Origin of the sequence: Limnofasciculus baicalensis BBK-W-15 (assembly GCF_024178385.1) — a bacterium.
GTDB lineage: Bacteria > Cyanobacteriota > Cyanobacteriia > Cyanobacteriales > Coleofasciculaceae > Limnofasciculus > Limnofasciculus baicalensis.
In genome coordinates, this window is the sequence record NZ_JAMZMM010000391.1 from 1 (window position 1) to 5,318 (window position 5,318).

At 42.0% G+C, this 5,318-nt stretch carries 3 protein-coding genes and 1 pseudogene; 1 reads left to right on the top strand and 3 read right to left on the bottom strand.

Annotation, left to right across the window (positions count from 1 at the left end; genetic code table 11):
- Positions 1-120: 120 nt before the first annotated feature.
- The 3 genes and pseudogenes from NJ959_RS25095 to NJ959_RS25105 all read right to left on the bottom strand — a co-directional run.
- Positions 121-468 (bottom strand): DUF3082 domain-containing protein, encoded by a 348-nt coding sequence (locus tag NJ959_RS25095; protein ID WP_254014486.1) that lies wholly within the window; start codon positions 466-468, stop codon positions 121-123.
- Positions 469-543: 75 nt separating this feature from the next.
- Positions 544-3,729, bottom strand: coding sequence for a poly(A) polymerase (locus tag NJ959_RS25100; protein ID WP_254014487.1), 3,186 nt, complete (start codon positions 3,727-3,729; stop codon positions 544-546).
- A 284-nt stretch (positions 3,730-4,013) separates the two neighbouring features.
- Positions 4,014-4,145: pseudogene (locus NJ959_RS25105) on the bottom strand (PD-(D/E)XK nuclease family transposase); the annotation flags it as partial.
- A 255-nt stretch (positions 4,146-4,400) separates the two neighbouring features.
- On the opposite strand from NJ959_RS25105, the gene NJ959_RS25110 reads away from it, so the two are divergent.
- A partial coding sequence (locus tag NJ959_RS25110) for a serine/threonine protein kinase (protein ID WP_254014488.1) occupies positions 4,401-5,318 on the top strand: 918 nt, incomplete at its 3' end.

Sequence of the window (5,318 nt, forward strand, 5' to 3'; positions counted from 1 at the left end):
ATTAGCCCTGTTTAGATTGAATTATACTTCAGATACCTGAAATTTAGTTTGTTGACTATTTTAGTTACTTTTGTCCTAATAAAGTATCAGATATTGTTAATCTATCCAATTTTACTAAATTTAGTTTTCTGCAGGTGGTGTTGTGCGGTTTTTGAACTGTTGAATTGAAATTTGAATAGCTAAAGCCACCAACCCAACAGCTACAAAACTAAAGACAAAAGTGGCAAGAGTACTCATACCTACTACCAGTGTACGGACCGCGATCGCAATTTTCATCGCTGTCACGTTGGCGGCGGGGAGGGGTTTACTGGCAAAGTTTTGGGCAATGCTGGCGGTGAGGTAGTAGCAAGCTGTTGCGAAGGAGCCAGCAATTAGGGCTGAAGTCAAGCAGCGTAAGGGTGTTGGTGATGTCTCTTGGCTGTTAGCGGGTTTGGTTTCTGAGTTGGGTGTGGGTGTTGAATTGGTCATATTAGGTTTAGGTAGTATTATTCCTGTATAAGTTGGTATCTGGTTCAGGGTGTGGCTGTCATTTCCCTTTGATAATCATACAATTAAGTAAGCGCGATGCCAAAGGCTGGCGTTGCCATCGCACAACTCGATCTTTAAGATACTACTATTATAATTATCAGTATTGAACTGAGTTATAAACTCATTGCCAATTTCTGTTATTACTGGATAATCTTCATCTACATAACCTGTTAAATTGACTGCGATACAATCTAGATTTGTCCATGCCTGACTTTTATTCCAGATTCTCGCATTGATATTGAGTTTTTGCTCTAAATTAATCGCTAATCCAATAATATGCCCTTTTAGCCATCCCCTGGATTTCTCTAAATTATCGTTATCTTCGCTAGTTACAGTTAATACTAAAAATAAATCCGATTCTTCGGCTAAATCAATAGGCTCAAACAGGGGTAACCAATTCGTCTTACCCTCCAATACTTGTTTGGCAATCTTTGCCCCACGTTCAAATTCTCTCCGCAATATTTCTGCTGTTGATTTAGTCACATTCCTGGTACTATTTTGACATGGTTCGATAGAGGTAATGATTGGTAAGTATTCCCGTGACTTTTTCAATCGATACTGTCTTCCTACTTCTGTTAATGCTATCGGTTGATGCCAATCGTGTTGACTGAGGATTTGGAAGAAATTGGCTAGTAATATATCAATATTTGACCTCTCCCCCAACCCCTCTCCTGCATTAGCGAAGCGGCACGTTAGCATAGCGGGGCGAAGCCCAGTGCGGAGAGGGGAGTAGATGAGAGAAGATAAATTCTCCCCCCTTCCCTGCCAGGGAAGGGGGGCAGGGGGGGTTAGGTTTATACAACTCCAAGCTGTCAGCAAAGCCCAAGAAAAATTACCTAAAAATCCCCAACTATTACCGTGGATTTGACGTGCTTTTGCCCACGCCCGCACAGCCCGTACTAAATCTTGAAATAACTCTAATGGGATATATTTACTTACTATATCCATCATTAAATCCACTTCCAAACAACCTACTACTCCAGCCCAACTTATATTATCAAAAAATGGTCTAGCGGCTCCTGATAAAGGCGTAATTTTATCATAATTTGCTAGGGTTTGGGCAGAAAGTAAATCAACATTAACTCCTTCTATTTCCATTCTCAATACTGGTACTATTGCCGATTTTACTAGTTGGGCGCGATCGCACAATCCTTCTAATCTCTCTTGTACCTCTTTAAGAAAGTTTTCCCCTGCTAAAGGGGTATTGATAATACAAATAAGATCTAAATCGCTTTGGGTACTTTCTACGCCTAGACGTGCTGAACCCATTTGGTATAATAATGGTGGGTATCCTAAACATTCTCTACAGGCTTGGGCGATTAAGGATTCGATTAATTCTCGTTTTTCTTGCTGTTGTTGATTTAGTTTGGGTTCGATCTTATTTATTATTTGGATAAGTGACGGGCAAGATGCTTCTTCTGGGGGATTTTTAATTAGAGTTTCTGACTGGTTTTCCTGTTTTAAAGGTATGCTGTATCTAATTTTAAATGGTTCATCATGGCGGCGGCTAATTAGGTAGATGGAGTCTACTTTGAAGTTTATGGGCTGCCATTGGGGAAGTTGGGTTTGGGCTTCTTTGGTTGTGGGAAATTGACCTATAGTTAAATGGGGTGTGAATCCGTTATGCGATCTGGTACTTTGTTGGTTACATTGGGGAAATAGTTGTTGGAGTATGGTTTGTAATTGATGAAGTGCGTCGGGAGGTTGCGGAATTGGATTTAACCAGGCTGTACAGCTAGTATGGTGGGTGAAGGTTTCGATTTTTGATAGAGTTATTGTAAATGGTTGTAATTTTGTCAGTTTTTGGGCGATGGCTGCTGCTACTTGTGGAAAATATGCCTCTGGCAGAAAACCATACAATATATTGATATGGGGCATCCATCGATGAAATTGGCGATCGCAAATCCGCCTAATTGTCTGGATTTCTGGTAATATTTCATCTGGTGGGATGATGACCAGGGCGCTTTGATAGATGGGTGGGATGGTTTGTAAGGATGTGATGGATTCTAACCGAGTTAGGATGCCAAAATGATCTGATGGATAAATTTTACCTTCTGTATCTGGTATGGCTTCACAGGCAAATAATTCAATTTGATGAGATATCCAGTCTGGCTCTTGACTTTTTAGCATCATCCGATCTAATCTGGCGGATAAACCAGTTAAGCTCATCATCGCCGCAAGTGGGTTTCGCTGGATATCGAAAGTATCACCTGCGTCGTCGGGATGGAGTGTTTGCCAAATATCAATAAAATTGTTTTGGGTTAATATTTCTGCTTGTTCGTTCCCTTTTAGATTAAAATCGCCGATAATCAGGGAATCTCCAGGCTGTGTCTTCAGATATTCCAGCAAGATGGCAAGTTGCTTAGATCTCACGGCGATCGCATTTTTATTGTAATCGCTGGTAAAATGGACAACGGCGACATTTAGCGGTTTCCCATTCAGTAACCACTTTCCCACTAGTACTCGCTTCCGTTGCGAGTAGCGATATTCCACCAAAATAAGCGGTAATCGCGATAGCAGTAATAAACCATGCCATTCCAGTGTCTCGCCTTTCGGAGATTCGGATATATTATAAAATTTTACCCAATCCTCAGCTAATAATATTTCCAATAGGCGCGGTGTTACTTCTTGGAGCGCGATAATATCGGCATCGCACTGACGCAGATGTTCTATAATTACCGGAATTCGCTTGGCTGTCTGGGTACGCTCTGACTCGTAGCGATCTGATAGTACGTTAAAACTGGCTATTTTTAATCTCGTTATCGTCACCGACTCTAAGGCATTATCAATCGGTTGCCAATTTTCCTGATTATATTGGTAAATAGCTCTAGTCTGGAAGTCAGTCACAGAAGTCGGAGGTAAGACTTGAGGGGAAATTTGCTCTTGCTGATTGCCCAATTCCTCGTTTCCCGTTGCCACAACCCATGCGGCTCCTGGTAATTCTCCACTAGAAAACAAGTCTATCAGGCGATCGCGATCCCAAACAATGGTTTCCCCACATTTAACATAACGAATCCGATGCCAGGGAATATCACCATCTACCGCCCATTCTGACAAAGGTTTTTCCCGGATATTACCAGAAATGCGATCGCTAAATCCCAAGCTAAAGGCACGACGAGCTAAACGATTATCCCATAAAATGCGATCGTAGACATCCCGGATTGTCGCCATTTTGGTTTTTGGAGACTTTGGCTTTGACATTCTATTCTTTTGTTATCGTAATTTTATGTTACAGGCACAAGTATATTGTACTACATAATGGAGGTCGCCTAGGTGCGTTAGCGAAGCGTAACGCACCCTACAATCTACTAATTATTACTAAAAACGCTCATTCTCCCCTTCCCCCCCTGCTCAAGAGATCCCCAATTTTTCAACCGAGAATGAAACAGCCCTGCTTAAAAAGGGGGCTAGGGGGGATCGAAGGAAAATTAGGTAATCGAAACAGTTAACATCAATAGAAAAACAGTCCTTAACTCAACCAAGTCATCTATGGATTGGATGGTGTTTTGGTTATCGTAAATTAAGGCGTTGAGGAAGCTAATCAGAATGTCTGGGCTATCTTCTGATGCGAATATTTTTTTAAAGGCAAAGTCGGTTTTAGGGCTGATAAATCTCATAGTGTTTTTGGTTAAAGTTACTGTATTTTCTGATAATCATTTTAGCATTTTTGATGCGACCGTTCGTAGTAAGCGATTTATCGCTGATGATAGGCGATGAATCGCCTACTACTAACTGCTGATGATAGGCGATGAATCGCATACTACTAACTGCTGATGATAGGCGATGAATCGCCTACTACTAACTGAGATCCCTTTCCCCTTCCCCCAGCAATAAGCTAAACTATTCTACAGACCCCATAACTCGCAGTAGCAATGAGTCTCTGCATTAATCCCCACTGCCCCAAACCCCAAAATCCTGATACCGAAATATTCTGCCAAGCTTGTGGCTGGGATTTACTATTGGCGGGGCGCTATCAGATAATTCGCTTACTTAGCGGCAAGGGTGGTTTTGGTCGAACATATCTGGTGAGTCATAATGGGAAAGCGAAAGTTCTCAAACTCCTCATTAATCCTATCCCCAAAGCCGTTACCCTCTTTCAGCAAGAAGCGCGAGTTTTAAGTCAGTTAAACCATCCCGGTATTCCCAGGGGAGATGGCTATTTTACTTTCTCTGCCAGAAATAGCCAAATTATCTGGCACTTTTTGGTAATGGCACAGATTCAGGGGATGGATTTGGAAGACTATCAGCAACAGCGGCAAAATCAACCTATAGATCAAAGGCTAGCGCTAGACTGGTTACTTCAGCTTACCGAAATTCTCCATGAAGTTCACAGTCAGAACTTTTTCCATCGCGATATCAAGCCTTCCAATATCATTCTCCAACCCAATGGGCAATTGGTTTTGATAGATTTTGGCACAGTACGGGAAGTTACCGCTACTTATAATATAAAACAAGGGCTGGGGAATATTACCGGGATTGCCTCCGCTGGATTTACGCCGCCAGAACAGATAAACTTTCATGCAGTACCCCAATCGGACTTTTTTGCTTTAGGGCGTACTTTCGTTTTCTTACTCACTGGGAAAGCGCCAAGTCATCCGGCAATGTATGATGCCCTGAATGATGAGTTGGTTTGGCGGAGTCATACATCTAATCATATATTGCCAGATTTACTAGATTTTATCGATAAGTTGATGATGCGCACCGCAAATCAACGTCCCCCCAATACCACCGCTATATTAGAACGGTTAGCCGAAATTAACCTAATTCTCAATCCACCTCCACCCCCACCC

Excerpts from the sequence above, each read along its gene's own strand:
- NJ959_RS25095 (WP_254014486.1), bottom strand. The coding sequence starts at position 468 with ATGACCAATTCAACACCCACACCCAACTCAGAAACCAAACCCGCTAAC.
- NJ959_RS25100 (WP_254014487.1), bottom strand. The coding sequence starts at position 3,729 with ATGTCAAAGCCAAAGTCTCCAAAAACCAAAATGGCGACAATCCGGGAT.